25 protein-coding genes are annotated in these 24,493 nt (G+C 37.0%); 3 read left to right on the top strand and 22 right to left on the bottom strand.

Annotated elements, in window-relative coordinates:
• Position 1: 1 nt before the first annotated feature.
• Positions 2-445, bottom strand: a complete 444-nt coding sequence (locus QWY88_RS08255; RefSeq protein WP_304545914.1) for a deoxycytidylate deaminase — start codon at positions 443-445, stop codon at positions 2-4.
• Positions 445-1,281, bottom strand: a complete 837-nt coding sequence (locus QWY88_RS08260) for a peptidylprolyl isomerase (RefSeq protein WP_304545915.1) — start codon at positions 1,279-1,281, stop codon at positions 445-447. The genes QWY88_RS08255 and QWY88_RS08260 overlap by 1 nt, the downstream gene beginning before the upstream one ends.
• A gap of 94 nt (positions 1,282-1,375) precedes the next feature.
• Between QWY88_RS08260 and gltX the strand changes: the two genes are divergently transcribed.
• Entirely contained in the window at positions 1,376-2,761 is a 1,386-nt protein-coding gene (gltX, locus tag QWY88_RS08265) for a glutamate--tRNA ligase (protein WP_304545916.1), read from the top strand.
• A gap of 31 nt (positions 2,762-2,792) precedes the next feature.
• Here gltX and QWY88_RS08270 read toward each other — a convergent pair whose 3' ends face one another.
• The 20 genes from QWY88_RS08270 to QWY88_RS08365 all read right to left on the bottom strand — a co-directional run bounded on the left by QWY88_RS08270 (position 2,793) and on the right by QWY88_RS08365 (position 22,129).
• Entirely contained in the window at positions 2,793-2,975 is a 183-nt protein-coding gene (locus QWY88_RS08270; protein WP_304545917.1) for a hypothetical protein, read from the bottom strand.
• Between the two features lie 106 nt (positions 2,976-3,081).
• Positions 3,082-4,776: a type II and III secretion system protein gene (locus tag QWY88_RS08275; RefSeq protein WP_304545918.1), complete on the bottom strand. Its 1,695-nt coding sequence runs from the start codon at positions 4,774-4,776 to the stop codon at positions 3,082-3,084.
• A gap of 9 nt (positions 4,777-4,785) precedes the next feature.
• Positions 4,786-5,232 (bottom strand): hypothetical protein, encoded by a 447-nt coding sequence (locus QWY88_RS08280; protein WP_304545919.1) that lies wholly within the window; start codon positions 5,230-5,232, stop codon positions 4,786-4,788.
• A complete protein-coding gene (locus tag QWY88_RS08285) occupies positions 5,222-6,118 on the bottom strand; it encodes a flagella basal body P-ring formation protein FlgA (RefSeq protein ID WP_304545920.1) in 897 nt (298 codons plus the stop codon). The genes QWY88_RS08280 and QWY88_RS08285 overlap by 11 nt, the downstream gene beginning before the upstream one ends.
• A gap of 13 nt (positions 6,119-6,131) precedes the next feature.
• Positions 6,132-6,971 (bottom strand): type II secretion system F family protein, encoded by an 840-nt coding sequence (locus QWY88_RS08290; protein WP_304545921.1) that lies wholly within the window; start codon positions 6,969-6,971, stop codon positions 6,132-6,134.
• On the bottom strand, positions 6,968-7,900 hold the full coding sequence (locus QWY88_RS08295; protein WP_304545922.1) for a type II secretion system F family protein: 933 nt from the start codon (positions 7,898-7,900) through the stop codon (positions 6,968-6,970). Before QWY88_RS08295 ends, QWY88_RS08290 begins: the two co-directional genes overlap by 4 nt.
• Positions 7,900-9,468 (bottom strand): TadA family conjugal transfer-associated ATPase, encoded by a 1,569-nt coding sequence (locus QWY88_RS08300; protein ID WP_304545923.1) that lies wholly within the window; start codon positions 9,466-9,468, stop codon positions 7,900-7,902. Before QWY88_RS08300 ends, QWY88_RS08295 begins: the two co-directional genes overlap by 1 nt.
• Positions 9,459-10,652, bottom strand: coding sequence for a CpaE/TadZ family protein (locus QWY88_RS08305; RefSeq protein WP_304545924.1), 1,194 nt, complete (start codon positions 10,650-10,652; stop codon positions 9,459-9,461). Before QWY88_RS08305 ends, QWY88_RS08300 begins: the two co-directional genes overlap by 10 nt.
• Positions 10,653-10,654: 2 nt before the next feature.
• Positions 10,655-12,352, bottom strand: a complete 1,698-nt coding sequence (locus QWY88_RS08310) for a hypothetical protein (protein WP_304545925.1) — start codon at positions 12,350-12,352, stop codon at positions 10,655-10,657.
• A 33-nt stretch (positions 12,353-12,385) separates the two neighbouring features.
• Entirely contained in the window at positions 12,386-12,679 is a 294-nt protein-coding gene (locus QWY88_RS08315; RefSeq protein ID WP_304545926.1) for a hypothetical protein, read from the bottom strand.
• Positions 12,676-13,074, bottom strand: coding sequence for a prepilin peptidase (locus QWY88_RS08320; RefSeq protein ID WP_304545927.1), 399 nt, complete (start codon positions 13,072-13,074; stop codon positions 12,676-12,678). Before QWY88_RS08320 ends, QWY88_RS08315 begins: the two co-directional genes overlap by 4 nt.
• Before the next feature lie 211 nt (positions 13,075-13,285).
• Positions 13,286-13,570 carry a hypothetical protein gene (locus QWY88_RS08325; RefSeq protein ID WP_304545928.1) on the bottom strand — a complete coding sequence of 95 codons (285 nt, stop codon included), beginning with the start codon at positions 13,568-13,570 and terminating at the stop codon, positions 13,286-13,288.
• 3 nt (positions 13,571-13,573) lie between these two features.
• Positions 13,574-13,861, bottom strand: coding sequence for a heavy-metal-associated domain-containing protein (locus QWY88_RS08330; protein WP_304545929.1), 288 nt, complete (start codon positions 13,859-13,861; stop codon positions 13,574-13,576).
• Positions 13,858-16,938: an efflux RND transporter permease subunit gene (locus QWY88_RS08335; protein WP_304545930.1), complete on the bottom strand. Its 3,081-nt coding sequence runs from the start codon at positions 16,936-16,938 to the stop codon at positions 13,858-13,860. The genes QWY88_RS08330 and QWY88_RS08335 overlap by 4 nt, the downstream gene beginning before the upstream one ends.
• Before the next feature lie 11 nt (positions 16,939-16,949).
• The gene (locus tag QWY88_RS08340) at positions 16,950-17,942 is read right to left on the bottom strand and encodes an efflux RND transporter periplasmic adaptor subunit (protein WP_304545931.1); all 993 of its coding nucleotides are present in this window, start codon (positions 17,940-17,942) and stop codon (positions 16,950-16,952) included.
• The gene (locus QWY88_RS08345; RefSeq protein WP_304545932.1) at positions 17,939-19,117 is read right to left on the bottom strand and encodes a TolC family protein; all 1,179 of its coding nucleotides are present in this window, start codon (positions 19,115-19,117) and stop codon (positions 17,939-17,941) included. Before QWY88_RS08345 ends, QWY88_RS08340 begins: the two co-directional genes overlap by 4 nt.
• Positions 19,118-19,187: 70 nt before the next feature.
• Positions 19,188-20,837, bottom strand: a complete 1,650-nt coding sequence (locus tag QWY88_RS08350) for a GMC family oxidoreductase (RefSeq protein ID WP_304545933.1) — start codon at positions 20,835-20,837, stop codon at positions 19,188-19,190.
• Entirely contained in the window at positions 20,837-21,325 is a 489-nt protein-coding gene (locus QWY88_RS08355) for a gluconate 2-dehydrogenase subunit 3 family protein (RefSeq protein ID WP_304545934.1), read from the bottom strand. The genes QWY88_RS08350 and QWY88_RS08355 overlap by 1 nt, the downstream gene beginning before the upstream one ends.
• Before the next feature lie 21 nt (positions 21,326-21,346).
• Positions 21,347-21,787, bottom strand: a complete 441-nt coding sequence (locus QWY88_RS08360; protein ID WP_304545935.1) for an HvfX family Cu-binding RiPP maturation protein — start codon at positions 21,785-21,787, stop codon at positions 21,347-21,349.
• A gap of 24 nt (positions 21,788-21,811) precedes the next feature.
• Positions 21,812-22,129, bottom strand: coding sequence for an HvfA family oxazolone/thioamide-modified RiPP metallophore (locus QWY88_RS08365; protein WP_304545936.1), 318 nt, complete (start codon positions 22,127-22,129; stop codon positions 21,812-21,814).
• An 81-nt stretch (positions 22,130-22,210) separates the two neighbouring features.
• Between QWY88_RS08365 and QWY88_RS08370 the strand changes: the two genes are divergently transcribed.
• Positions 22,211-22,762: an RBBP9/YdeN family alpha/beta hydrolase gene (locus QWY88_RS08370; protein WP_304545937.1), complete on the top strand. Its 552-nt coding sequence runs from the start codon at positions 22,211-22,213 to the stop codon at positions 22,760-22,762.
• Between the two features lie 80 nt (positions 22,763-22,842).
• Positions 22,843-24,486 (top strand): methyl-accepting chemotaxis protein, encoded by a 1,644-nt coding sequence (locus tag QWY88_RS08375; protein ID WP_304545938.1) that lies wholly within the window; start codon positions 22,843-22,845, stop codon positions 24,484-24,486.
• The last annotated feature ends 7 nt before the right edge of the window (positions 24,487-24,493 follow it).

Consider the following 24,493-nt stretch of genomic DNA (forward strand, 5'->3'; position numbering starts at 1 on the left):
GCTACTCCTCTACTGCTAACCTCTCTATACTCACTCCGTTATCTCTTATAAATTTAGAGATAACTTCTGAGTGCGTATGCTCATAAGGTTTTAAATAAACTATACGTTTTATTCCCGAAGCTATAAGGTTTTTACTACATTCGCTACACGGTTCAAGCGTTACATAGATAGTAGCACCCTCAATAGAGATCCCTTTTCGAGCTGCCCAGATGATTGCATTCATCTCAGCATGGATCTCGTAAGTTTTACTCCATTCATGATGATCGGAAGTATATTCATTTTCCCAGTGTTCACAACAGTTGATATATCCGGCAGGTGTACCGTTATAACCCGTACTTAAAATCCTGCCGTCTTTTACAATCACTGCTCCTACCTGTTTTGAAACACACTTTGAAGCATTTGCTATCTCTACTGCAATATTTATAAAACTTTGATCGCTTATCATTACTCAGGCATCCTGATGATGTTAATATCTGCATTGTCACGTAGTCTTGCGAAATAGTCGTTTAATACAACTTCCCTTTTATCTGCCATTATCGCATTAACGATCTGATTTTTTACACTATCGATTCCACTCTCTTTTGCAGATGCTACCGACTTGATATAAAAACTCATATAGCCCCCTTTACCGTTTGGAACAACAGGTGTAAAAGTGTGTAGAGGAGTTCTGCTTAAAAGCGAAGATAATTCAGGTGAGATTCTCTCAAACGGCAGCACTTGTTCGTTTGTTGCTATCTCAGGTGAGTAGAACATTGGGTTATCAACTTTTTCTTGTAATAACTCTTTGCTTTTTGCATCATAGATCACAACCGTAAAAGATGCAGGATGGGAAAAACTCTCTTTATGCAGTTCATAATACTCTTTGATCTCTTCATCACTCGGTTCATCTATTGAAGCATAAGCAATAGCACTATAGAGTTTTTGCGATAAAAGTTTCTCTTTTACCTTCTCTTTTAGCTCAGTAGAGCTAAGCCCGTTAGACTCTCTTACAGCGTTATAAAAGTCGCTGATGCTCATGTTGTTTCTTGAAGCCATCTGCTTAATGTCATCATACACTTCTGAAGAGGATACTACGATTTTTCTCTCCTCGATTTCAGCTGCTTCAAGTTTTTGACGAATTAAAACATCCGTCGCTTTTTTTACATCAATATGAGAAGTTTGCATCTCTTTTTTAATATCTTCTAAAGTGATAGCCTCATTTTTCACAACTACTGCTACACCGTCATATACTTTCGCTTCTAAAAAACTTGTAAATAATAAAACAAATAATATTTTTCTCATACTTTTCCATATATTTAAAATTGAGAGTTATTTTACCCATTTTTAACCAACAATACCCTAAAATTCCACACTATTAAAATAAAAGGGTTTATAAATGGTTGTTACTCGTTTTGCTCCAAGTCCTACTGGATACCTGCACATTGGCGGTCTGAGAACTGCACTATTTTCTTACTTATGGGCAAGAAAAAACGGTGGAAAATTCGTTTTACGTATAGAAGATACAGATAAAGCTAGAAACTCTGAAGAGGCAACAGAAGCTATACTTAAAGCATTTAACTGGTTAGGGCTTGTTGCTGACGGAGAAGTAACATACCAAAGTAAACGTGATGATATCTATGCAAAATATATCGAGCAGTTACTTGAAGAGGGAAAAGCCTACAAGTGTTATATGACAAAAGAGGAGCTTGAAGAGCTTCGTGAAACACAAATGGCAAACAAAGAGCGTGCGAAGTATGACGGTAGATATCGTGACTTTGAGGGGACTCCTCCAGAGGGTATTGAACCTGTTATCCGTATTAAAGCACCTATAACTGGTGAGATCATAGTACGTGACGGTGTAAAAGGGGATATTACTTTTAAAGCGGAAGATATCTTAGATGACTTTATTATCGCTAGATCTGATGGAAGCCCTACATATAACTTTGTTGTGGCTGTTGATGATGCTTTAATGGGGATCAATGAAGTTATCCGCGGAGATGATCACCTCTCAAATACACCAAAGCAGATCGTAGTGTATGAAGCACTTGGATTTGATATTCCTAAGTTTTATCATGTACCTATGATCCACAATTCAGAGGGGAAAAAACTCTCTAAACGTGACGGTGCGACTGACGTTATGGCTTATAAAGAGATGGGATACACTCCCCAAGCACTGCTAAACTTTTTAGTACGTCTTGGATGGAGTCACGGTGATCAGGAGATCTTCTCAATGGAAGAGATGATGGAGCTTTTTGATCCAAAAGATATCAATAAATCAGCTTCTATTTACAATACTGAAAAACTTGACTGGCTAAACTCACACTACATTAAAAATACACCAAATGACACTCTTGTAGAGCTGTTACACGACTATGAGCTTGTACTTACATCTCACGATAAAAAAGAGATCTTACTCGATGCACTTAAAGAGCGTGCAAAAACGATTAAAGAACTAAGTGATCTGTGTAAAGAGATTATTACAACTCCTACAAGCTATGATGAAAAAGCGATGAAAAAAGCGGTAAAAGCAGATACGGCTGATATTGTTGCAAACTTCAAAGCTAAACTTGAAGCAGCTGAGGGGATCCACATGCCGACAGAGTATCATCACCTCATCGAAGCGATAGTAAATGAGATGGAGATCGGTTTTGGTAAAATCGGACAACCGTTACGTATAGCTATGCTTGGTAAAATGGGCGGACCAGGTCTTGATGTGATTATGTCAGTGATTGGGAAAGAGGAAAGTTTAAAAAGAATCGAGAGCTTTTTAGGCTCTCTTTAAAAGATAAGAGAAAACTCTCTTATCTTCTATTTTAAGGATTATTTAATGAATTTTGCACTGATGTATTAGCATCTTTAACCATATCATCTTTCATATCAGTTAATGCAGTATTTAATCCAGCTACTAAACCAACACCTACAATTACTAATAGTAATGCAACTAAAACTCCACTCATCCCTTTTTGAGACTTTAAACGCTTGAATACTTTTTTCAAACCCGTTCCTTTTTTTGTGATTATATTATGATAATATTGTGATTATTCTATCACAAAAAATTATAATACGCAAATAGAATTTACTTAGCTTAATTATTATATTTTATTATAATTTATTCGTATATTTTTTTGAAATCCATAAAGGTTGTTCAAGTTTTTGGCACTCATTAAAACAGTCATTGTCAATTTTAAGCCACTCTACTTCATCAACCGTTTTAACTTCACTACTTTGAAACTTATGCCCTGATTTCCATACCGTTACCATCTTTGATGCCTCTAAAGAGGGTTCACCTCTCACATAGATACTTTCAATATTTACTTCATACAAAGATAGATTCTCTTGTGAGCTTTCTTTTGGCTCAACAACCTCAATAATATCCTCTTGCATTGGCTCATCTTCTACAATAACAGGTTCCTCTTCTATCGGCTCTTGCTGCGTTTGAACTGTAGCTATTATCTCAGGTTCATGATTTTCTATAATCACTAACGGTTCTTTTTTCTTGACAGGAGTGGCATTCATATCTAAAAGTGTATCGTGAAGTTTCAACCCATCATTTGTAAAGTCTCTGTAATATCGTCTGTCATCTATCTCTTCATTTGCATCAACTATCTCCGGAACTAAAAAGAAAAGCAAATCATTCCCTTTTGTACCTTTAACCGTATGTGTAAAAAAGTCTCCGATTAAAGGGATATCACCGAGTAATGGTATCTTCTCCTCTTGATCAGTATCTTCACTATGTAAACGTCCACCGAGGGCGATAACCTGACCCGATCTAACTACTACATTTGTTTTGATGGTTTTACTGACAAAAGAGGGGACAGATATGCCTGCTCCAAGCTGAACATTATGGTCACTATTTGTATCAAAGGCACTGTCTTCAATATTAACATCTATATACATGAAGTTCTCTTTTTCCATAAACTTTGTTGTCAGTGTCAATGTTAAACCATACTCTTTTTCTGAAACTTGAATAGTTGGAGCATTTCCTGCATTTTGTGTCATACCCGTTGGAATATATACCTCTCCACCTACACGAAATGAAGCATTTTGTTCCTCTGTAGTGATAAGAACCGTATCATCTAAGATTTTTCCTACACCTTTTTTTTCCAAGAAATTAAGAGTCCCTGTTACCGACTTTCCTGTAGATAAAAGAGGGCCTCCTACTTCATCTAAAAGCCAACCGCTAAATGTCGCACCGTTAGCAGCTAGTGGATTTACAGCAACATTCGTATGCCCACTTGCAAATCCAAGTCCAGTTACTCCGCCGAGGTCTAGTGCCTTTTGATTATTGATCTCCACAAGATATAGCTTTGTTCTGATCATTTTATTTACTTTTTGTGTTTGTGTCAGGTCCATTGTTGTATTGAGATCCACACCTGCATTTTCAAGAAGTTTATATACTCTATTCTTATTATGGGGATCGCTAAATGTTCCTGTAATAACAGTAGAGCCGTCACCTACTTTATTTAACTGTAAACTCGGCTCTACAAAATTGATCATCTTTTGAATATAACCTAAATTTTTATTCACATATACGTGATAATTTTGCATACTGCCGTCTCTGTAAACTAACAATATAGATGTTGTTCCAGTTTTTTTACCGAATATTTTTAAATATTTATTTGTATCACCTGTTCCTTTAAGTAATGATACGTTGATCATATCTCTATTGCCCACAACAACTTTTTTAATACTCTTTTGAAGTGGGACAATATTGTACTCGTTATCAAATACTACAAGGTCATCTCCACTTAAATGTACTGTTAGTAAGAAAAATAGTAGCGTAATTATTTTTGTCATTCTTTCCCCTTATTGACATGTCACAACGACAGATAGATTTTGATCTTTATATGAATAAACATTCATCCGTGTTGATATAGTTTGATTTTTAAAATATGTTCCGTTATAGTCATATTGTGCTATAACTGCTATTTCACCAGAACGTGCTGCATCTTCGATACTGGTAAACTCTGCACCTGTTTGGTTTGGACAGAGCTGAGAAACTCTGTCAAGATAGTTTTGATAATCGACGGCATTACCACCGGAACCATTTGAAAAATCGCGTAAATCGTCACGTGTCATAGCAAATTCCGTAGTTAAATTTGCAACTAGTTTTAATTTCTGGTCTGCTTGCATCACAGCCCAATAATCAAATAAAATAGTGAATATAAAAGCCAGTGTAGGAAAAACAACAAGCAAAGTAGCCATAATCTGTGCGAAGCCCATACCGTTTCTAAATGATTTTCTATTGCTCATAGGAGATACTTACCTCTTGTGTACGCTTTACAGCTTTATGTGCTTTATACTGTACTTTTGCAACATAATCTGCCAACATCTTCTCTTTTTGTTTTAAAGTCTCTGCTGTTTGCTCTTTTGCGCATTTAACCATCCAGAGATGCCCGCTATTATTTTTGTTATATACTCTATTTTGATTAAGTGCAAGCGTTTCATAATAGAGATTTAAAAAGTTTTTAATCTTCTTTGGATCTACTTCTAAAACAATACCGTTTGCAACAACAGCTTTTCCTTCAATAGAAGAGATGATATATCCTTTAGCACGCTGCATATTATTTGCAAAAGATTTGATTTTTACGCCTAAAGCGATATAGTTTGCACTAAAACCAACCTCTCTTCCACTTTTATTACTTTTTACCGATACGATGTCTATAGTATCTCCTGCTAGAAGCGATGTATCGATGTTATGAAATACAGATAAAGGTAAAACGATCGTATCTGCATCTTTTAGCTCCGGTGTAATTTCTGCTGCTTTAAAAGTGTTATTCTCTACAACTTTTACAACTTTTTGTTCCTCTTTTGGTTGTGCCAAAGAGATTTTTTCTTTTCTTAAAGGCTCATTTGCGAAAATATCTACACGTGCATATCTGCCGATTATCTCACTTGCAGTGAGTGGCGTTGCTCCAAGGTACTCTTTTGGAAGCGTTCCTTTTTTGATCGAATGTGCATCTATGAGTTCCCCTCTTTTAATATCTTTTGCACTTAGAAACACCTCAACCATCTGTACCCTATTTGCTTGTTTTTCCAAGTCACCCTGCTTTGAGTACAGCAACAAAGCAAGTGATGTCGTAAAAAGTACTAAACCAATTAAGATCAGCACTACCATTCTCATCTGTTTATTTTTCATATTTCCCCTTTTATTAAAATCCCGGCATTAAAGCTTTGGCTGCCATCGGAAAAGCAACCATGGCAATCACCGCAGGTAGGATAAATATAAACATTACAAAAGTTATATTTATATTCATCGTAGCTGCCTTTTTCTCAATACCTAACATCTCTTCTTGTTTAATCTCAATAGCCTGATTTTCAAAAATAGTTTTTACACCTATCCCCGTCTCTTCCGAAAGCCTCATAAAACCTGCTATTGCTGCAATTGCTTCAGAACCTGTTCTTGTAGCAAGATTGTTACAGGCAACTTCATTGCCGTAAGTGATAAACTCATACTTAAAGATCTTCGACTCTTCTATAAGATCTTTTCCCAATACATCTTTTGCGTCATTTGTCACCTTGTCTATGGCATTGTTAAGTCCGCCGCCGCCCTCTAAAATAATAATCAGAAGGTCAATAAACACCGCCAAATCTTTTTCTATTCTTTTTATTCTCGCCTTACTCTGCTCGTCAAGATATAAAAACGGAGCAACGGTCATGATCCCTATACCGATAATTACAAATAAAATATTAAATATTTGACTCAGATGAAGTATAAAAACCAAAGAGATGATCGAAGCACCTGCCAATAATGATGCAAGGATGATCTCATTAAATTGTTTTTGTGTTAAACCTGCACGCTTGAGTTTGAGTTTAAACTCCTCTATCTTTTTATGTTCAGATTTTTGTATAAGGGAAATACCGTCATCAAAATTAAAAATATAATGAATCAGTTTATGATGTTTATATTTTATAAATAGCAGCCAAAAAATTCCGAAACTTATTGTCACAAAAGATAAAAAAAGTAATACCCAGCCAAATGTCGCTATCATTTATCTACCTTTGTAATGAGTTTATTTACAAGCATTCCTAAAAAGATCCACAACATAATCCCTAAAAGCTCAAATCTTCCATACTCCGATTCCATGAAATATTTGTGAATTTTTCCATCAAAGTTTCCGTTTAACATAAAGTATAAAAGGATCGCGATACCGACAACTACATACGATCCGAAACTCCCTTCCCTTGTTAAAACATCTACTTTATCCTGCATCTTTTTTCTATAACTTATCGTTTGTTCAACTTTTGCCAAAGTGTTTGAAAACTGCCCGCCGCTTTCGCGACCGATTTTAATGGCAAGTGCAAAGATACGCAGCTCTTTTGAATCAATATACTTATACATATTTTCAAATGCCTGCATCTCCCCTACCGTGTTTTTTTCTTTGAAAAAATCTCTAAATACCTCTTTTAAAAGTTTTGAACTAGAGACTGTTATAGATTTTGATAGTGCTTGTTCAAACCCTATCCCGTTTTTCATCATCTTTACAAGAACGGATATAGCAATTGCAAGTGAGCGGTTAAACTCTTTACGTCTTAATGTAATTAACATCTTTATAAACATATATGCCAACAATAAACCAAACGGTGTACCGATTATAAATCCTGACCAATGTTTTAAAAAAAGTGAAAATCCAAGGCCGATCAAAAAAACGAACATAACAATCAATGCAAAAAACAAAAATATGTGAATTTTAATCCCAGCATGGAGTAAAACAGCTTGTGTTCTGGCTATAAAAGACTGCTTATCAGCCTTTTCCTGTATTTTTTGCAATAAGTTTTCAATCTCACTCTCTTTTGCAAAAACTATGTTTTTTACATGTTTAAGATGGATTGCTCTTTCATATTGTGAATAAACAATATACAGTACCATCGTAGCACTGACACTCATGATAAGAAGATATACTATTTCTAAACTACTCATCACTGTAAGTTTGGCCATCTTTCTAAAATATTTTTACCGCTACCGAGTGATGCTTGTAGAATTTCAGACATATAGTTACTTTTCCATCCGCACATTCTGCTTGGATGAAAATCTTTCAGCTCTTTAATGATCATCTCTTTTGTTACAACAAAATCATTGTCAAAGATACGGTTTTCAAGTACTACTCCATGTTGCAGCATCTTGTTTACAGCTCTTGTTGAAGCAGAAACGACTTTAAAATTTCCCGAAGAATCCATCGGATTGTCGTTATTAAGCACGCGTGAAAATTCAAATACATCAAGCATTGACACAACACCGTTATCTTCAACCCTTTTTTCAGGTTCAGAAATTTTTACTATTCGTCTTCTTCCGTCGGGAAAACGAACAATCTGTACAATCAGATCAACTGCTGAGATGATTTGTGAGCGCACAAAGTTCATGTTTGCCGTAGGGCGTGCTTCAAGAAACATATTTTCTATTCTTACAATTGCTTCTTTCGTATCATCTGCATGGATCGTAGTCATTGAACCCGGATGTCCCGTATTCATTGCATTAAGCATGGTCACAATCTCCGGACCGCGACACTCCCCAACAACTATCCTTCTTGGACTTGAACGAAGTGCTGTACGTAAAAGTGTCTCTATTGTAACAGCACCGGCACCCTCTTCATTTTCAGGACGCGCTTCAAATGATCTAATCGCATGACAAGGCATCTGCGGTTTCATCTCTTTCGTATCTTCAATAGTTAAAAGCTGATCTTTCTCATCAATAAAACGGGTAATCGCATTTAAAAAAGTAGTCTTTCCGCTCGATGTACCTCCGGAAACGACAATATTTAGTTTCCCCTTGATCGCTTTGATCAAAAAATATGCCATTTTAAGATCAATCATATTCGTATCGATTAGACTTTCAAATAAAAGAGGTATCTCACGGAACTTTCTTACCGTCACATATGAACCTGGTTTACCGTCTTTATCAAGGTTTGCGGCAATTGGAGGGATCTGAATCTCTATACGTGAACCGTCATTGAGTTTTGCCGAAGCAATTGGAGAAGATTCATCAACTTTTCTGTTTGATTCATTCAACATTCTTGAGATAATTTTTCTCAAATCCTCTTCACTTCTAAAACGAAACGGTGTTGTAAGCGTTTGTCCTTCATAGATCACATCGATATAATCTTTTGTATTTACGATGATATCATTTAAGCCGCTTCCTGCAAGACGTATAATTGTTGTTAGCGGTCCGTAATATAAAAGATTATCGATCAAAAAGTCGGCAATCTCACTTTTAAGCGCTGTTTTTGGAATATTAAAATCACTAATATGCTTGAGAACCACCTCGCGCACCATCTTTTCAGTCAATTCAGCCTGAATATTTAACTTATCTATAAACTTGTCATATATTTGACATGCCAGTTCATAATAGTTTTCATCTCTATATAAAAGGGGGAAACAAAAAGTTGTACAATTCACATCATCACTTGCAACTGTTTCAACACTGTTTTTTGTTGATTCCACTTCACTCTCTAAAGTATTGGCAAACCCTTTAATTTTCTCCTTTAAAGCCACTTTTTAACCTTTGCAAAAAATGACGTATTACATAACTGTTCACGTGTTATGGCATTTTCATCCACAATAAAAAACTTTTTGATCATTTCTCGCAATCCATCCATAAAAGGAGCATCAGGATACAATTCACATACAAGTTTTGCTTCATTCCAACACTCTCGTAAATGCAATGCATCGTTTGGAAGAGAATGATCGATTTCAAAGTTGTGTTTTAAACCTTTTGAGAGGATCTTCTTTGCTTCCTCATGTGTTACACTTCCATAGGCATCAGCACGATTAGCGATAATGTGGGTTTTGTTATACCAACCACTCTTATCGATAATATCTATATAGGTTTTTAAAATTGACATTGAAGGGATATTGAACTCTGTAACTACAAAAATATCGTCAGCCATCTCCTGAATATCAACTTCTAAATCTTTATCTTTAAATGTACCGATATCTATAAGTATAAAATCAAAACGCTCTTTAATTTTCATGATAAAATTTAAGAAAACCTGTATATTCTCTGCTCTTGAGAACTCCTCTTTATCGGTATGTTTTTGGATCCCCGGAACAAAAAAAAGATTATTGCTCAACTTTATTAGACCGTTATGAAAGAGTTCATCGAGTTCTAAACTTTGCACACCTGCAATATCTACAATTGTTTTGGTTGGTTGAATCACGTCAAAAAAGAGGTTTGAAACCGCTTTTGTATCGGTAAAATCTAAGAAAAGCACATTTTTCTGTGGATACTCATCTGCTATAGTTTTTGCAAGGTTCATAGTGATTGTAGTTGTCCCTACACCACCGTTAATCCCCGTAAATACTGAAACATTACTGTTCCCTTTTCTCTGCTTTATAATGTTTTGAGAGTTCGTAATATAACTAATGAGTTCATCCGTATCTATTTTTTCATAGTTCAAATAAACATCAACACCCAATTTCCCGGCTAAAAGTGAAAAAGCAACATCATCTTTTCCCATAAGAATAATATAAATGTTGTTTGAAAAGCTGATCTGCTCAAGTGCTTCTATCTCTTCTAAAGTATCTACTTTATATAAAAGCACAAGATCACGGTTTTTATTTGCAGCATAGTAGCTGATAAACTCTTTGATGTTTAAAAAGTTTTCTATATCCGTAAACTCGTCATAAAGGTCAAATCTATTCTCTTCATAATTTTGTGAAACATATGCTATAACCATTATTAGTTGCCTCTTTGAATATTCATTAATTTATAGGTTGATGTTGTACCTGCTGCTTCGGGTTCAAAACCGTTTTGAATCTCTTTAAGATGTAAGATCAAGCCTTTATGCACTTTACTTTGAAATTCATCAACCTTCCAATTCTCTGCATTGATAACGGCATCAAGTTGCTCATCATACGTTACTCCCCCCTCTGTTGTACCAAGGGTAGGAATCATAAATGAAAACATATCAAAAAGCCATGATGTTGATGTTTCATTTTTATTTCTCATACACCAATCCAGCCAATCTTCGTTTGATACGTTTGCCGTACCTGTTGTTTTAGTAACGCCCCATGTAGTTTTCGTTGTTGTTGTAATATTCAATTCTGAATAGTCTGTATAAGAGGTACCGAGATCAAATTCGGTATTTGTATATATATTTTTATAATATGTATTTTTGTTATACATAGGTGGAAATGGCCATATCAATTTTTTCACCGTACAAGCTTCCACTTCTGTACCATATACACTCTCAAGACCAAGCAGTGTAAAATATTTAAAATCAGTTACTGTGCTGCCGTCAGTTTCTAAGAAAGTAAGTGCCATAGGATTTGTAAAGTTAAAATCCAACATCACAACCTGTGTAAGTTCTTTTGCAGTTGAACCGAAGAAAAACTTCATCATCGAATCAAACATAAAACTCATAGGCTTAAACATCTCAGTTAAAAAGCTTGTACCGGTATTTGGATCAAGTTTTTCTGTAATATAGTTAACTCCGTCTAATTTTCCTGCCAATGTTAAAAGAGTAGACTCTGTGTCTTCTGCAACTATTGCCGGTACTATTTTCAAATCCGGTGCATTTGTAATAAAAGGGATGAAACTTGAAAGACCAAAGAAACTCACCCCTTTACAAGTAGAACTTCCAGAAGTGAATGTAAAAAAGAAAACGTTACACGTCTCCTCTTGAGCAGAATCCTCTTGAATAGTATAATCCACCAAAGAGACTCTTTTCGTATTATCTGACGTATTTACCTCATTTGTATAAATTGTACTGTTTTTTGGAATGAAATAATCTTTCTGTAAACCAAAAGTAATATTGGCTATATATCTATTTCTAATTTCAGGAGAATCGATTAAACTTAAACTCTCTGCTGTCAAAGAGGCAAAAAAATTCACAAACATCTTAGTCATAAAACCAAAAAAAGTCTTTGGTTTTTCAGAAAGATGGTCATTAGCTACCGTTTCCTGATAATACATACCATCTCTATAAACATCTATCGGATAAAAGGCATCATCTGCCGTTGTATTGTACTCTTTTGCCGAATTAAAAGGGATTCTGTATTCACCTGTAGGTAAATCATTACCGTTAGCATCTTTTTGCAAATCTAAATTATCAAGTGTGTTTTGGTTCAACAAAAATGGTTTCTGTCCTGAACATCCAGCCGTATCTAAAGCACCATCTTTACAAGCAAAAGAACTTTCTACATTAATTTGAACAGTTCCCGATGTTGAAATAAGCTCAAAGTTTTCCTGTGCTGTCCCTGAACCGTTTAGTGAAAATTTTTTCCAATAATTATCTACTTTGAAATTAGTTGTCTCTATTGTGACATCTCTTTCATAAACATTATTTCCGTACTGATCCTGTCCTAAATTTCTTTCTTCTCCAAAAGTAACATTTGTATCTGTTTCTACCGCTAAAAGTGTTACACCTATTAACAATAGTGACCCTACTATTTTACTTAACATTAAATCTCACCCTCCCCCGTTTTCTATCTTGTTCTTAACCATGATATACTCTACATAAGCATCTACGTTTTGATTCACCTGTGCTTCTGAAAGAGTTGCATTTTGCTCTTTTGCTTCAGCTTCTATTTTGTAGCGGTACTTCACCGAAGATATCAGTAACTTCTCTTGTACTTTTTGTAACTTACTTACATTGTTTATGGTATGTAAGTTGTCATCCGATCCGCCTATAATCATGATGAACCAAAACAGTGTCATTATGGCAATTAACAATGGTACTAAAGCAGCCGAAGCTTTTCTCATATTTTCCCTAACATATAAGCCCCTAATGCCGCTAACGTCATAGCAGGTGCGAAGGCAAACGATTTTCTCTGCAGTAAGGCTAAAATCATCAGATGTATCACTCCTGAGAGTGCTATAAAAACACCTACTTGTTCCAAACCTAAAAAAAGTGCACAAAAGGCACCATACCTTATATCTCCACCACCAAAAACCATACCAAAAAGTATAGGTATTATAAAGATAAAAACTACTAAACCTACGGCTATAAAATCCGTCATTACCAGTGTTTCATTACTCCACTTTAATAAACCCATAAATAATATCGCAGGAATAATGATCTTGTCTGGTATCAATCTTTTTTTATAATCAATATAGGAGACTACACTTGCAATAACTATAAAAAAACTTAATAGCAAGAGGCTCCGATTTAAATTATGTTTTATAATATTTTGTGATATAAATGTGATTATAGGAGAGAGAAGCTTAACGCTAATTGAAATCTACTTAAATAAGGTATTATTATGTAAATTTTCATATTCTTTAACAGAAGCACTGTTTTATGAATTAAAAAAAATTATAATAACTATTAAATGTATTAGTTATAAAAAATAAAGTTTACTTATAATGTTATTTTGTAAGTTTACCCGTTTCAGGTGAGCGGATACAATCATAAACAGCTTTCGTAGTTTTTGCCTTGAGCACACACTCTCTTCGTGTATCGTCCTCACGCATCTGACTAATTATATTTTTTTTCTTCTTAGCCAGGACACCGCTGCCGTCAACAAGGTTTGCACCGCATTTTCCTACACCGCATTTCATAGCGGCAGGGGCTGTTTTTTTTGTCTCCTTCTGTTCGTTACATCCAGCCAGAATCAAGCCTAAAACAAGAAGGAAAAAAATATTTTTAATCATCATCTACTCTTTTGCCAATTCAAACTTACCGATAGCGCAAGAGACGAAACTTTTCGCTTTTGCGGCATTGGTATCTAAAAAATCAAGTTTCTCGTCACTCATAGGGTATCCGAGTTTCTTTAACTCTCTGCGTAACATTTCGATCTCCTCTTCTACTATTTTTAAAGTGATCTCACGAGGCATAACATCCAAATTGACTTCGATTTCACCGAACTGCTCTTTGAGCTTTGTTGTCAAGGTATTAGCACACCCTGTACACTTTACATTTTGTACCTGAAATGTTTGTATCATCGTTTCATCTCCCATTTTGCATAAATCTCATAAAGTATCGGTATTATAACAAGACTCAGTATAGCCGAACTTACAATTCCTCCCAGCATTGGAGCTGCAATGCGCTGCATCACCTCACTCCCTATGCCGTTTGTATACATGATCGGTGCAAGCCCCGCAAGTATGGAGAAAGTTGTCATCAATTTTGGACGCACACGCTGTACAGCCCCTTCATAGATGGCAGCTCGTATATCTTTGGCTCCGCTTACCGCCTCTTGCAAATAAACAATCATCACTATAGCTGTCTCTGCAGCCACTCCAAGCAGTGCTAAAAATCCGACAATCACAGCTATACTCATAGAAAAATCAAGCATATAGATATAAAGAAGTCCCCCTAAAAGTGCAAACGGCAAACTAAAAAAGACTATCAGTGTCGGGATAATTTTTCTAAGTGCTAGATAGATAAGTACCATTATCACTAAAAGTACAAGAGGAATGATCCATATAATCTTCTCCATTGCACGATCGAGATACTGCGACTGTCCCGCAAACTCTATGTAGTAACCATCTTCAAGTTTTACACTCTCAAGCATCTTTTTCGCACCTGAGACATACTCTTTTACACTCACACCCTCTTGAGGTGTGATATAGATAAAGGTAACCGGTTTTGCAAGTTCGCTTTTAATCACCGACTGATTTTCTTTATAATAAACATCTGCCAAAGAGCCAAGCGGTACAAACCCGAGTTTTGTTTTGATCTGGATATTTTTTACAGATGCCAGAGTATCGCGGTCCCTGTCCTCAAGACGCAGTGCGATCGGGTAACGCTCCAACCCTTTATAAAGCATCGAGAGTTTAAGCCCCCCGACACCAAAAGAGATATACTGTAACACTTGTGCTTTTGTAAGCCCATATCGCTGCAGCTTATCTTCATTAAGATCGACATAAAGATAGTACCCCGTACCTGCCTGATCCGCAAGGACTGAAAGTGTTTTGTCATAAGTTCTCAGTTTCTCTTCAATCTCTTTAGCATACTTTTGCAACCCTTTTGCATCTTTTCCGTAGAGTTTAATCCCGATAGGCGTGCGTATACCGCTAAGGAGCATATCTATACGACCCCGAATAGGATAGGTCCATGAATTTGTCAGTCCAGGGATATCAAGAGCACGTTCCATATCCTCTTTAAGTGACTCATAGGTCACACCCTCTCTCCACTGTGATTTCGGTTTAAAAGTAATAATGCTCTCAACCATCCCAAGCGGTGCCGGATCGGTAGCACTGTTTGCCCTCCCCCCTTTTCCAAAAACATGCTCAACCTCGGGAAAACTTTTGATGATCGCATCGGTTTTTTGTGTCAGTGCTTTTGACTGATCGATGCTGATTCCGTAAGGGGTAACCGGCATGTACATAAAGGTCTGTTCATTTAACATCGGCATAAATTCCCACTTCAAAGCATTATAAAGGGGATAAATAGAACCCAGAGAGACAAGCAAAAACAGAATCAAAATATATCTCAGCTTGAGTGCATATGTGAGTATCGGATGGTAGATCACAATAAAAAAACGATTAATCGGATTACGAGTTTCATCCATAATTTTTCCTTTTACAAAAAGGAGAATAAGTACAGGTACCAGTGTGATACTCAGCATAGCTCCGGCACTCATCGCAAAGGTTTTTGTAAAAGCTAAAGGGGTAAAAAGCAGCCCTTCCTGATTTGAAAGTGCAAAAATAGGTAAAAAAGAAACCACGATCAGTGTAAGTGCGAAAAAGATTGGACGACCTACTCTTTGTGAGGATTGTAAAACAATCTCAAAACGCTCTTTATAATCAGGTTCTCTGGAATGCTGTACATAAAATTTATTAAGCATTTTGTGGGCATTTTCGATCATTACAATCGAGGCATCTACCATCGCTCCTATGGCGATGGCAATCCCGCCCAAACTCATGATGTTTGAACCGACTCCAAAAAACTTCATAAGTAAAAAAGTAACTCCGACAGTCAAAGGGACTATAAAAAGAACTATCAAGGCTGATCGAAAATGAAGGAGAAAAAGACCAATTACAACGATTACGATAATGCTCTCTTCAATCAGCGTATCTTTTAAAGTGCCCAAAGCCCCGTCTATCAGCTCGGAGCGGTCATACACGGTAGTTACATCAACCCCATCTATTTTAAGCTCTTTCATCTTTACCTTGATATTTTGCAGTACTTTGTAAACATCTTCACCGTAACGGACAAGCACGATACCACCGACCACTTCCCCTTGACCATCAAGATCAGCCATACCGCGACGAGCTGCAGGTACAAGACGTACATCTGCAATATCACCGAGTGTAAGAGGGACTCCATCTTTCAGCGCTACCGTAAGCTTTTTGATATCATCTAAGTTTTTAAGGTACCCTTTTGCCTGCACCATCCATTCGTAACCGTTTTTAATGACAATCCGTCCGCCCGTGTCGTTATTATTTTTTTGCAACACCTGTGCAATCTCATTGATACTCAAGTTATACTTTACGAGTGTATCGTTTGTAACACTCACCTCATAAGTTGGAACAAAACCCCCTATTGAAGCAACTTCGCTGACTCCATCAACACCCATCAAGGCGTATTTATAGTAATAATCCTGCAAAGTGCGAAGTTCACTCAAGTTTTTCGTTTTTGAACTCAATGCATACTCATACACCCAGCCGACACCGCTTGCATCGGGTCCGAGTGTCACACTCATATTTTTTGGAAGTTTTGATTGCACTGTGGCTAACTGCTCAAGTACCCGGCTTCTCGCCCAGTAAAGATCGGTATCTTCTTTAAATATGATATAGATCAAAGCATTTTCATAAGTGGAATACCCGCGTACCGTCTCTATATTTGCGATTGAAAGAAATTCTGAGACCAGCGGATAAGTACCTTGCTCCTCTATGGTTTGGGGAGACTGACCATTATATTTTACCTGTACGATTACCTGTGGCGGGGAAAGATCAGGCAGAGCGTCTAACGGGGTATTACGCATACTCCAAATACTGCCTATGACTAAAAAAAGTGTCGCAAACAAGATGAGAAACTTGTTTTTAATACTAAAGTCTATAATCTTTTCTATCATCATAAATCCCTTTAGTACAGATTGTTAATCTGCGTATCGCTGTCGATCATAAACAGAGCATTATTGACAACCTCATCCCCAACATCCAAACCATCTACAACTCTGTAACGATCATGATTAAGCGCTTTTACCTTGATCTCTTTTGGCTCATACTCCCCCTCAAACTCCGTCACTAAAAAACTGTAAAACTTGCCGTTTTTTCGGATAACTGCCGTTTTCGGTAAAGTTAGATACTCCTCTTTTTTACTCTCACCTACAACATTTACGTATGCACCTACCGCAAGTGTATCAGCTCTGTTTTTTAGAGATAAACGAAGCGTATATGCAGCTTTTTTCGGATCGAGTTTCGGATACAAAAGGCTTTTTTTCGCTTGAAACTTCATCCCGCTGTTTGGGTCGACAACCCTAAAATTCTCGATACTTTTAAGCGTTTGGATATCTTTATCAAACAGTTTTGCCTCAACCCATACATCATCCAAGTCAACTATTTTATATAGCATCTTTTTGGGATGAAATGCTCCCCCTAAAAAGATGTTTTTTCCAAAGACATAACCGCTCTTTGGTGCATAGATCGTAGTATAGGGCTCCACTTTTTTACCCTTGATAACAGCAGTGATCTCCTTCTCGCTTACACCAAGCAGAGAGAGTTTTTTTCTCGCACTCTCTACCATCCCCTTAGCTGCGCTTTTTTTCGCGTAATAGTATGAGTTAAGATAATCCTCTTTTGCTTTATATACTTCTGGCGAATACACAGTAGCCAGAGGCTCCCCTTTTTTAACCTTCGTGTAAAGGGTATCGACAAAGAGCTTCTCAACATAACCACCAAAACGCGGAGTTACTTCATAAATATTTTTCTCATCTACCTGAACATAACCGTAGACTTTGAGTGTATGACTTGCAAACTCTTTTTTCACACCCACTTTTTGCACCGAAAAAAGTTGTTTTACAGTCGGTTCTGCACTTACGCTTATAACCATTACTAAAAAGAAGACTAATATTTTCATCGTTTCATACCTGCCAATGCCGAAATTTTTGCTTTTGCTTTATAGTAATCACCGATTGCGGCAATACTTTTTTTCTCTAAAGAGAGCTTCGTAAAAAGCACGTCTATATATTTGAACAGATCCCCGCCCACTCTTACTGAAGCGTTTGAAAGGTCAAACATATGCTCCACTTTCGGCAAAGCGTCCTCTTGAACAATATGATAGATCTCCCGTGCCGAATCCATCTGTGCAATATAGCTTTGCAACTCCTGATCTATCAAATACTGTGTATCTGTTTGTGCATTTTTTTGAGCAAGCAGATGTGCTCTTTGCTCTTGCACTTTTAGATCTTCACTGCCGTAGATCGGAAGACTCAGCCCCACACCGAAATTAAAAAAGTCATCAAAATTATCTCTATGGGAATATCCTACAACAAGAGTCAGATCGGGGTAATTTGTCAAATCAACCATCTTGAGTGCGGCATTTTGTTTAGAGAGTTTTTTCTCTTCAACCAAAAGTTTCGGATTGTTTCGCAGTTGCGCTTTGAGCTTTGATATATCTGATTTATCCCCCATTTTTAAGGAGAGTTCTAAGTTTGTCACATCGCTTGCACACAGATAAGAGAGGTGTGCGTAAGCAACTTTGAGCTGCGCTTTGAGTTTGCTCTGGATAATTTTCAGATCACTGAGTGAGAGTTCCGCTTTCATAAGCCCCATGTGTTCTGCACTTGAGATAGAAGCATACGATTCGTATAGGGATATATTTTGTTGTGTCAAAGCGATATACTCTGCATTGAGTGCATAAAGGGCTTCAAGTTCCCAGATCGCATACGCTTCAATTTTTAGTTTTTTTATCAGCTCTACACGGGCAAAGTTGAGTTGTTCTTCAAGAACTGAACCCTCTGCCTTGAGCACTCCCTCTTTTGCATCGCGTTTCCCGTAAAAAGGGATCTTTTGTTGCAAGGTGAGAATAGTCTGATGCATCTTTTCATTTGTGTCTAAACTATTTGTGCTCAGCAGCAGTTTTGGATTCTCAACATGATCGCTTTGCTCTACGGCATAACTATTTGCCTGAATTTTTGTCGCTAACATCTCTAAAGAGGGGTTGTTTCTCAGTGCCGTATCGATCAACTGTTCAAGCGTTTCTCCATATGTTACAGCCGAAAAACAAAAAAGTAAAATTACAATATATCTCATCATCGTTCTATCTTTTTTATAGATTTTTATGATTTAAGTATATAAAAAGAGTGTGTAAAGTTTGTGTACCTTAGCTCAATACCTCTTTAATCTTCTCCGCCACACGAAAAGAGTTTGCATAAATGGTCCATGTATAAGGTACGCTTCCCCCTGTCGGCATAAAACTCGCATCGCTTACATAAAGATTTTCGAGTTCATGGGCCTTACAGTTGCGATCAAGAACCGAGGTGTTCGGATCGTCTCCAAATCTGCATCCTCCGGCAACTAAGTTAGGCGGCGGAGCACTTGAGATGTTATACTCTATCTCAACGGCGCCCATCTTTTCTAAAACCTTTAGGGCTTTTTTTGCCAAAAACTCACCCACTTCTATATCCTGTTTATGTCCATAAAGATTGATAACACCTACGGGCATACCGTATTTATCTTTCTCCTCTTTATCGACATCTACAAAACATCTGTCGGTAGGCAACCAGTCGTTAAAAACTTCAAATGTCAAAACACGGGAGGTTGTGAGTCTTTTATGGATCTTCTCCATCAAAGCCTCGCCCCACATTAAATTCCCCTTTTCGTCATACACTTCTTGATTGACACGGGATATGATATTTTGATGTTCAAATAAAAAGTCGATCGTCCCCCCTTTATACAACTTTTCACCCTCTTTATACTCATACCAGTCTTGCAAACTTCTGTTAAAAAAGACTCCAACTTCCATCAACTCTTGTTGCTGTTTTTTTGAGAGCTTTTCAAAAATAAAGCGTCCACTCCCCATCCCGCCGGCAGAGAAGATAAGATTTTTTCCAACTTGGTTATTGTTATTGGCCAAACCGTGTGGAAAGTACTTATCTTTTGAGTTGAGTAGCAGTCTTGATGTTTCAATCGCTTGAGCTGCCAATACAAAGATCTTCGCATTTACCACATGGGGAATGTTGTGTTTTGTTTTATAGTACGCTTTATTTACCCGTTTCCCGTCACTCTTTAAGCGGTATACAAAAGCATCTGTAACTATCTTTGCATCACATTTCTGCAGCAGTGCAGCCCTTGCACTCCCCTTTGCTCCGCTGGCACACCCGTAACTTCCGCAAAAATTTGAGTAGTAACAGCTGTTGCGCTCTAAGGAATCTTGAGAAAGGATAGCGCGAGGTGTCGGTATAGAGGTATAACCTAAAGCATCACACGCACGATCAAACCATTTTACGGCACCGTTTGTTTTCAGTTCTGGAAATGGAAACTGCGGAGTTGTTCGCTGCTCTTGAAACTTATGTGTAACTACTCTACCGCTCACCCCTATAACTTTTTCCACTTTGTCATAATAGGGCTCCAAATCATCATACGAAATGGGCCAATCGACAACGTTTGCACCTTCAATAGCACCGTAAGTTGAGAGCAGTTTAAAATCTTGTGGTTTGAGTCTGTGAAAATAACCGCTCATTAAGTTTGAAGAGCCTCCAACCAAAGAGCCGTTCCAAAAATTCCAATTATATTCAGCCCCGTCATAGCGGTTATACTGCCCATCTTTATATTCATTAATGATATGTTTTTGTTCATTCAGCGGCGGTGTAAACATCCCCCGTCTCGATACGGCTAACTCATCTTTATTGAAATCTTTTTCACTGTAGTACTCACCCTTTTCAAGGACAATAACTTTATACCCTGCACGTGAGAGTTCATACGCGATCGGAGCACCACCGGCTCCGCTTCCAATTATACAAATATCATACATCAGATATACACCTTTTTTGGACGGGGGATGCCACCTTGAAACTCCAACCATTTCCAACCGGCTTGTTTATTATTTCCGCCGTAGATCGGATCACCTAACATCGCTTCAAAGGTGTAATTCATAATATCATACAGAAAACTTTCACCCCACGAAGTTTTTGCAATGCTCTGCAGTAAAGATTCACGTTGATATTTTGCAAGTTTTACATACTCTTTGTGATAAGACTTGATCGATTCTTCATTCAACCATTTCACACCGTTTTTTAAAAACTCTTTATCGCTTTTTGTGATTCTTTTATGCTTGAAGACAATATGCATATATGAGATCACATGAATCTCTAACTCTTCAGCCTGTGGTACAAGATCGTTTTGGAGTACTTTAATCGTTGCATAGGGTGTAGTGACACCAAAAAGAGTACATCCGTTAAACAAAAAAACCGAAGAGCTTAAAAAGCCGTATTGTAAAAACTTTCTTCTTGAGTTATTCATACTAAATATTATATACCATGTTTAGTTTTTATCTCCAAATATAACTCTGTCTAAGGAAAATTTTCCCGCTCCATGAGATAAAAAGATAAACAAAAACAACATATAATAAAGAGGAATTTCAAAACCGTTATCTCCTGCACTAAAACCGTGGGGCAGATGCACTGTAACAATTGCCACGATCATAACTACAATAAGCGGTATCGAAATAGCTCTTGTAAAGAGTCCCAATGTTAATAAGATAACCCCTGTTATCTCAGTAGTTGCAGCCATATAAGCATTTAGTGTGGGCATTGGGATCCCAATAGTCCCAAACCACTCAGCAACGGCAGAGATATCACTCCATTTCATCATAGCCGGTTCATAAAAACCGTATGCAAGTATCAACCTTGCAAACAATAACGCCAGAGACTTGAGATGTTCAGCAAGTCTCGAAAATTCAAGATATAGATCTTTAATAAGCATAACCTACTCCTTAGAGTGCAGATGTTACGATCCACATTTTCCTGCACCGCATTTCATATATTTTTTAGGCTCTTTTTTCTTCGCACCGCATTTGCCGTCACGCTTCATCTCTCTGTTGTCCATCATACCGCGGTCATCATCGTACATCATCCCTTTGCCATTACCGCATTTTCCATCACGCTTCATCTCTCTTTTCTCCATCATGCGGCGATCATCATTGTCCATCATATTGTTGCCATTACCACATTTTCCCATGCCATTTTCCGCACTTAATGTAGTAGCACCAAACGCTACAAATAACATTGCCGAAGCGATTAAACTCATCAATCCTAATCTTTTCATTTTTTATCCTTTTGTATTAAGTTAAAAACATTGTATAATTTTTGTGTGTAGGATTTGTGTATATTACAAAAAAGGTTTGATGTGTATAAAAAAGTATTACTTTTACATGGATGGGGCGGAAGTGACTTTCCCCACTGGCAAAGCTGGTTGGCAGGTGAAATAGCAAAAGAGTACGGATGTGTAAACTTTTTAAAATTCAGCGATTTCGATGCACCTAAACTTGAAAAATGGAAAACAGAAGCACTTCAAGCTATAAAAGAGTTCAAGCCTGATATTGTCATATGTCACTCTTTAGCAAATACTCTATGGTTTCATTTATGTAATCAAGGTCTTAGCTCTGAGATAAAACATCTCTACCTCGTTGCACCTCCAAGCCTAAACTGTGAAATTCAAGAGCTTCAAGAATTTTTTCCCGTGAGTGTTCCAAGCAAACTTTATGCAGAAGATACAACACTCATCTATTCTACAAATGATCCCTATATGAAAACCGAAGAAGCGGAAACATTACAAAAAGAACTGAATGTAAAAACCATAGTACTTCCAAATGCAGGGCACATTAATACAAATAGTAATTTTGGGAAATGGGAATGGATTTTAGAAGACATTCAAGAAAAAATCAAAGAAGCTTTATAGTACCTTTCACTATCACTATTCAATAAGATTTAATACTATTAATGTAAAATCTCACATCTAAAAATAAAAGGGAATTATTAATGTTTTCACTAAGCCTGAGTAAACAGATAAGTTTAGGTTTCACATTGATCTTAGCCGCTATGATTATAATGGGGACCGTTGCCATCAATAATATGGCAAATGCCACTTCTAATTCAAAAGTTCTGAATGATGCCTATATTCAAGAGGTAGCACTAGCAAGTGCACTAGAAAGAGATTTTGCAAAAGCAAGAATCAGTATGATTAAGTTAGGATCGGGAGATCTTGCAAGTAAAGCACAATTCGACAGAAGTTTTGAAACTATTTTTAAAGAGTTAGAAGCTTTAAAAGCTCATGCTTTGCAATACCCTCGTTTAAAAGCTCTTAAAAAAGAACTGCCGGATGTTGAGGCGAAACTTGCTGCTTATCAACAAGTAAGTGATGGACTTGAAAAGCTATATAAACAAAATGAAAATAGCGAACTAGAGATCGATAAAAATGCAGAGATCACAACTCTTAATAAAAAAGCGACTAAGTATGCTCTAGCTGCATTAGATTCTGTTGAAAAAGTGAATAAAGCAGGATTAGCGGGGACACAAAAGCTATCTGAATCATCAATAGCAGCACTGGAGAATTCATCTACATTAATGAGTACTATACTGATTATTTCTATTCTTGTCAGTATAGCTATCGCTTATTTTATCATTATGGTTGGACTAAAAAAACCATTAGAAAAGTTTAAATCAGCGATGCTGCAAATTGCACAAGATCACGATCTTACTCTTAAAGTAGATACCAACGCTCCTCAAGAGATCAATGAGATTGCTACAGGGTTCAATATGTTTACAACAGAGCTTCATGCACTTATAGATAATACTAAACGCTCTTCAAATGAAAACGCTTCGATCGCTCATGAGCTTTCAACAACTGCACTGGGTGTAGGGAACAATGTTGAAAAATCTGTAACGGTTACACAAGAGGCAAACGATACAGCTGAAAAAATCCGTGATGAGATTCAACTATCTATCTCTGATGCAGTTGAAAGTAAAAAAGAGATAATCCGTGCAAACGAGAACTTAACATCAGCAAGTAAAGATGTGAGATCTATGAATGCAAAAGTGCAGCAAACTGCACAAACAGAGATAGAACTCTCAGATAGAATGAACACGCTCTCAAGCGATGCGAATCAAGTAAAATCTGTACTTGAAGTAATTAGTGATATCGCTGATCAAACAAACCTACTTGCCCTTAATGCTGCCATTGAAGCGGCTCGTGCAGGGGAACATGGACGTGGTTTTGCAGTAGTTGCCGATGAAGTTAGACAACTTGCAGAGCGTACACAAAAATCACTGGTAGAGATCAACGCTACTATAAATGTTATTGTACAGTCTATTATCGATGCAAGCACACAAATGAGTGAGAACTCTCAAGAGATTCAGGCTTTAGCAATTGCAGCATCTGAAGTTGAAGATAAAATCAATGAAAGTGTTGAGATTGTACAGCTTGCAGTTCAAGCAACAGATTCTACAGTATCTGATTTTGAAGCAACAGGGAAAAGTGTAGAAGCAATCGCTTCTAAAGTATCTTCTATTAATGAGATCTCAAGTACCAATGCAAGAAATGTTGAAGAGATTGCAGCAGCTGCTGAACATCTTAATTCAATGACAGAAGAGTTAAATAGTAAACTTGAAGTCTTTAGAACATAATAAAATT

Source organism: Sulfurimonas sp. hsl 1-7 (genome assembly GCF_030577135.1).
GTDB lineage: Bacteria > Campylobacterota > Campylobacteria > Campylobacterales > Sulfurimonadaceae > Sulfurimonas > Sulfurimonas microaerophilus.

Excerpts from the sequence above, each read along its gene's own strand:
- QWY88_RS08355 (WP_304545934.1), bottom strand. The coding sequence starts at position 21,325 with ATGAATAACTCAAGAAGAAAGTTTTTACAATACGGCTTTTTAAGCTCT.
- QWY88_RS08295 (WP_304545922.1), bottom strand. The coding sequence starts at position 7,900 with ATGAGTAGTTTAGAAATAGTATATCTTCTTATCATGAGTGTCAGTGCT.
- gltX (WP_304545916.1), top strand. The coding sequence starts at position 1,376 with ATGGTTGTTACTCGTTTTGCTCCAAGTCCTACTGGATACCTGCACATT.
- QWY88_RS08330 (WP_304545929.1), bottom strand. The coding sequence starts at position 13,861 with ATGATACAAACATTTCAGGTACAAAATGTAAAGTGTACAGGGTGTGCT.
- QWY88_RS08350 (WP_304545933.1), bottom strand. The coding sequence starts at position 20,837 with ATGTATGATATTTGTATAATTGGAAGCGGAGCCGGTGGTGCTCCGATC.
- QWY88_RS08325 (WP_304545928.1), bottom strand. The coding sequence starts at position 13,570 with ATGATTAAAAATATTTTTTTCCTTCTTGTTTTAGGCTTGATTCTGGCT.
- QWY88_RS08345 (WP_304545932.1), bottom strand. The coding sequence starts at position 19,117 with ATGAGATATATTGTAATTTTACTTTTTTGTTTTTCGGCTGTAACATAT.
- QWY88_RS08290 (WP_304545921.1), bottom strand. The coding sequence starts at position 6,971 with ATGATAGCGACATTTGGCTGGGTATTACTTTTTTTATCTTTTGTGACA.
- QWY88_RS08275 (WP_304545918.1), bottom strand. The coding sequence starts at position 4,776 with ATGACAAAAATAATTACGCTACTATTTTTCTTACTAACAGTACATTTA.
- QWY88_RS08360 (WP_304545935.1), bottom strand. The coding sequence starts at position 21,787 with ATGCTTATTAAAGATCTATATCTTGAATTTTCGAGACTTGCTGAACAT.
- QWY88_RS08305 (WP_304545924.1), bottom strand. The coding sequence starts at position 10,652 with ATGGTTATAGCATATGTTTCACAAAATTATGAAGAGAATAGATTTGAC.
- QWY88_RS08365 (WP_304545936.1), bottom strand. The coding sequence starts at position 22,129 with ATGAAAAGATTAGGATTGATGAGTTTAATCGCTTCGGCAATGTTATTT.
- QWY88_RS08255 (WP_304545914.1), bottom strand. The coding sequence starts at position 445 with ATGATAAGCGATCAAAGTTTTATAAATATTGCAGTAGAGATAGCAAAT.
- QWY88_RS08285 (WP_304545920.1), bottom strand. The coding sequence starts at position 6,118 with ATGAAAAATAAACAGATGAGAATGGTAGTGCTGATCTTAATTGGTTTA.
- QWY88_RS08335 (WP_304545930.1), bottom strand. The coding sequence starts at position 16,938 with ATGATAGAAAAGATTATAGACTTTAGTATTAAAAACAAGTTTCTCATC.
- QWY88_RS08260 (WP_304545915.1), bottom strand. The coding sequence starts at position 1,281 with ATGAGAAAAATATTATTTGTTTTATTATTTACAAGTTTTTTAGAAGCG.
- QWY88_RS08280 (WP_304545919.1), bottom strand. The coding sequence starts at position 5,232 with ATGAGCAATAGAAAATCATTTAGAAACGGTATGGGCTTCGCACAGATT.
- QWY88_RS08340 (WP_304545931.1), bottom strand. The coding sequence starts at position 17,942 with ATGAAAATATTAGTCTTCTTTTTAGTAATGGTTATAAGCGTAAGTGCA.
- QWY88_RS08375 (WP_304545938.1), top strand. The coding sequence starts at position 22,843 with ATGTTTTCACTAAGCCTGAGTAAACAGATAAGTTTAGGTTTCACATTG.
- QWY88_RS08315 (WP_304545926.1), bottom strand. The coding sequence starts at position 12,679 with ATGAGAAAAGCTTCGGCTGCTTTAGTACCATTGTTAATTGCCATAATG.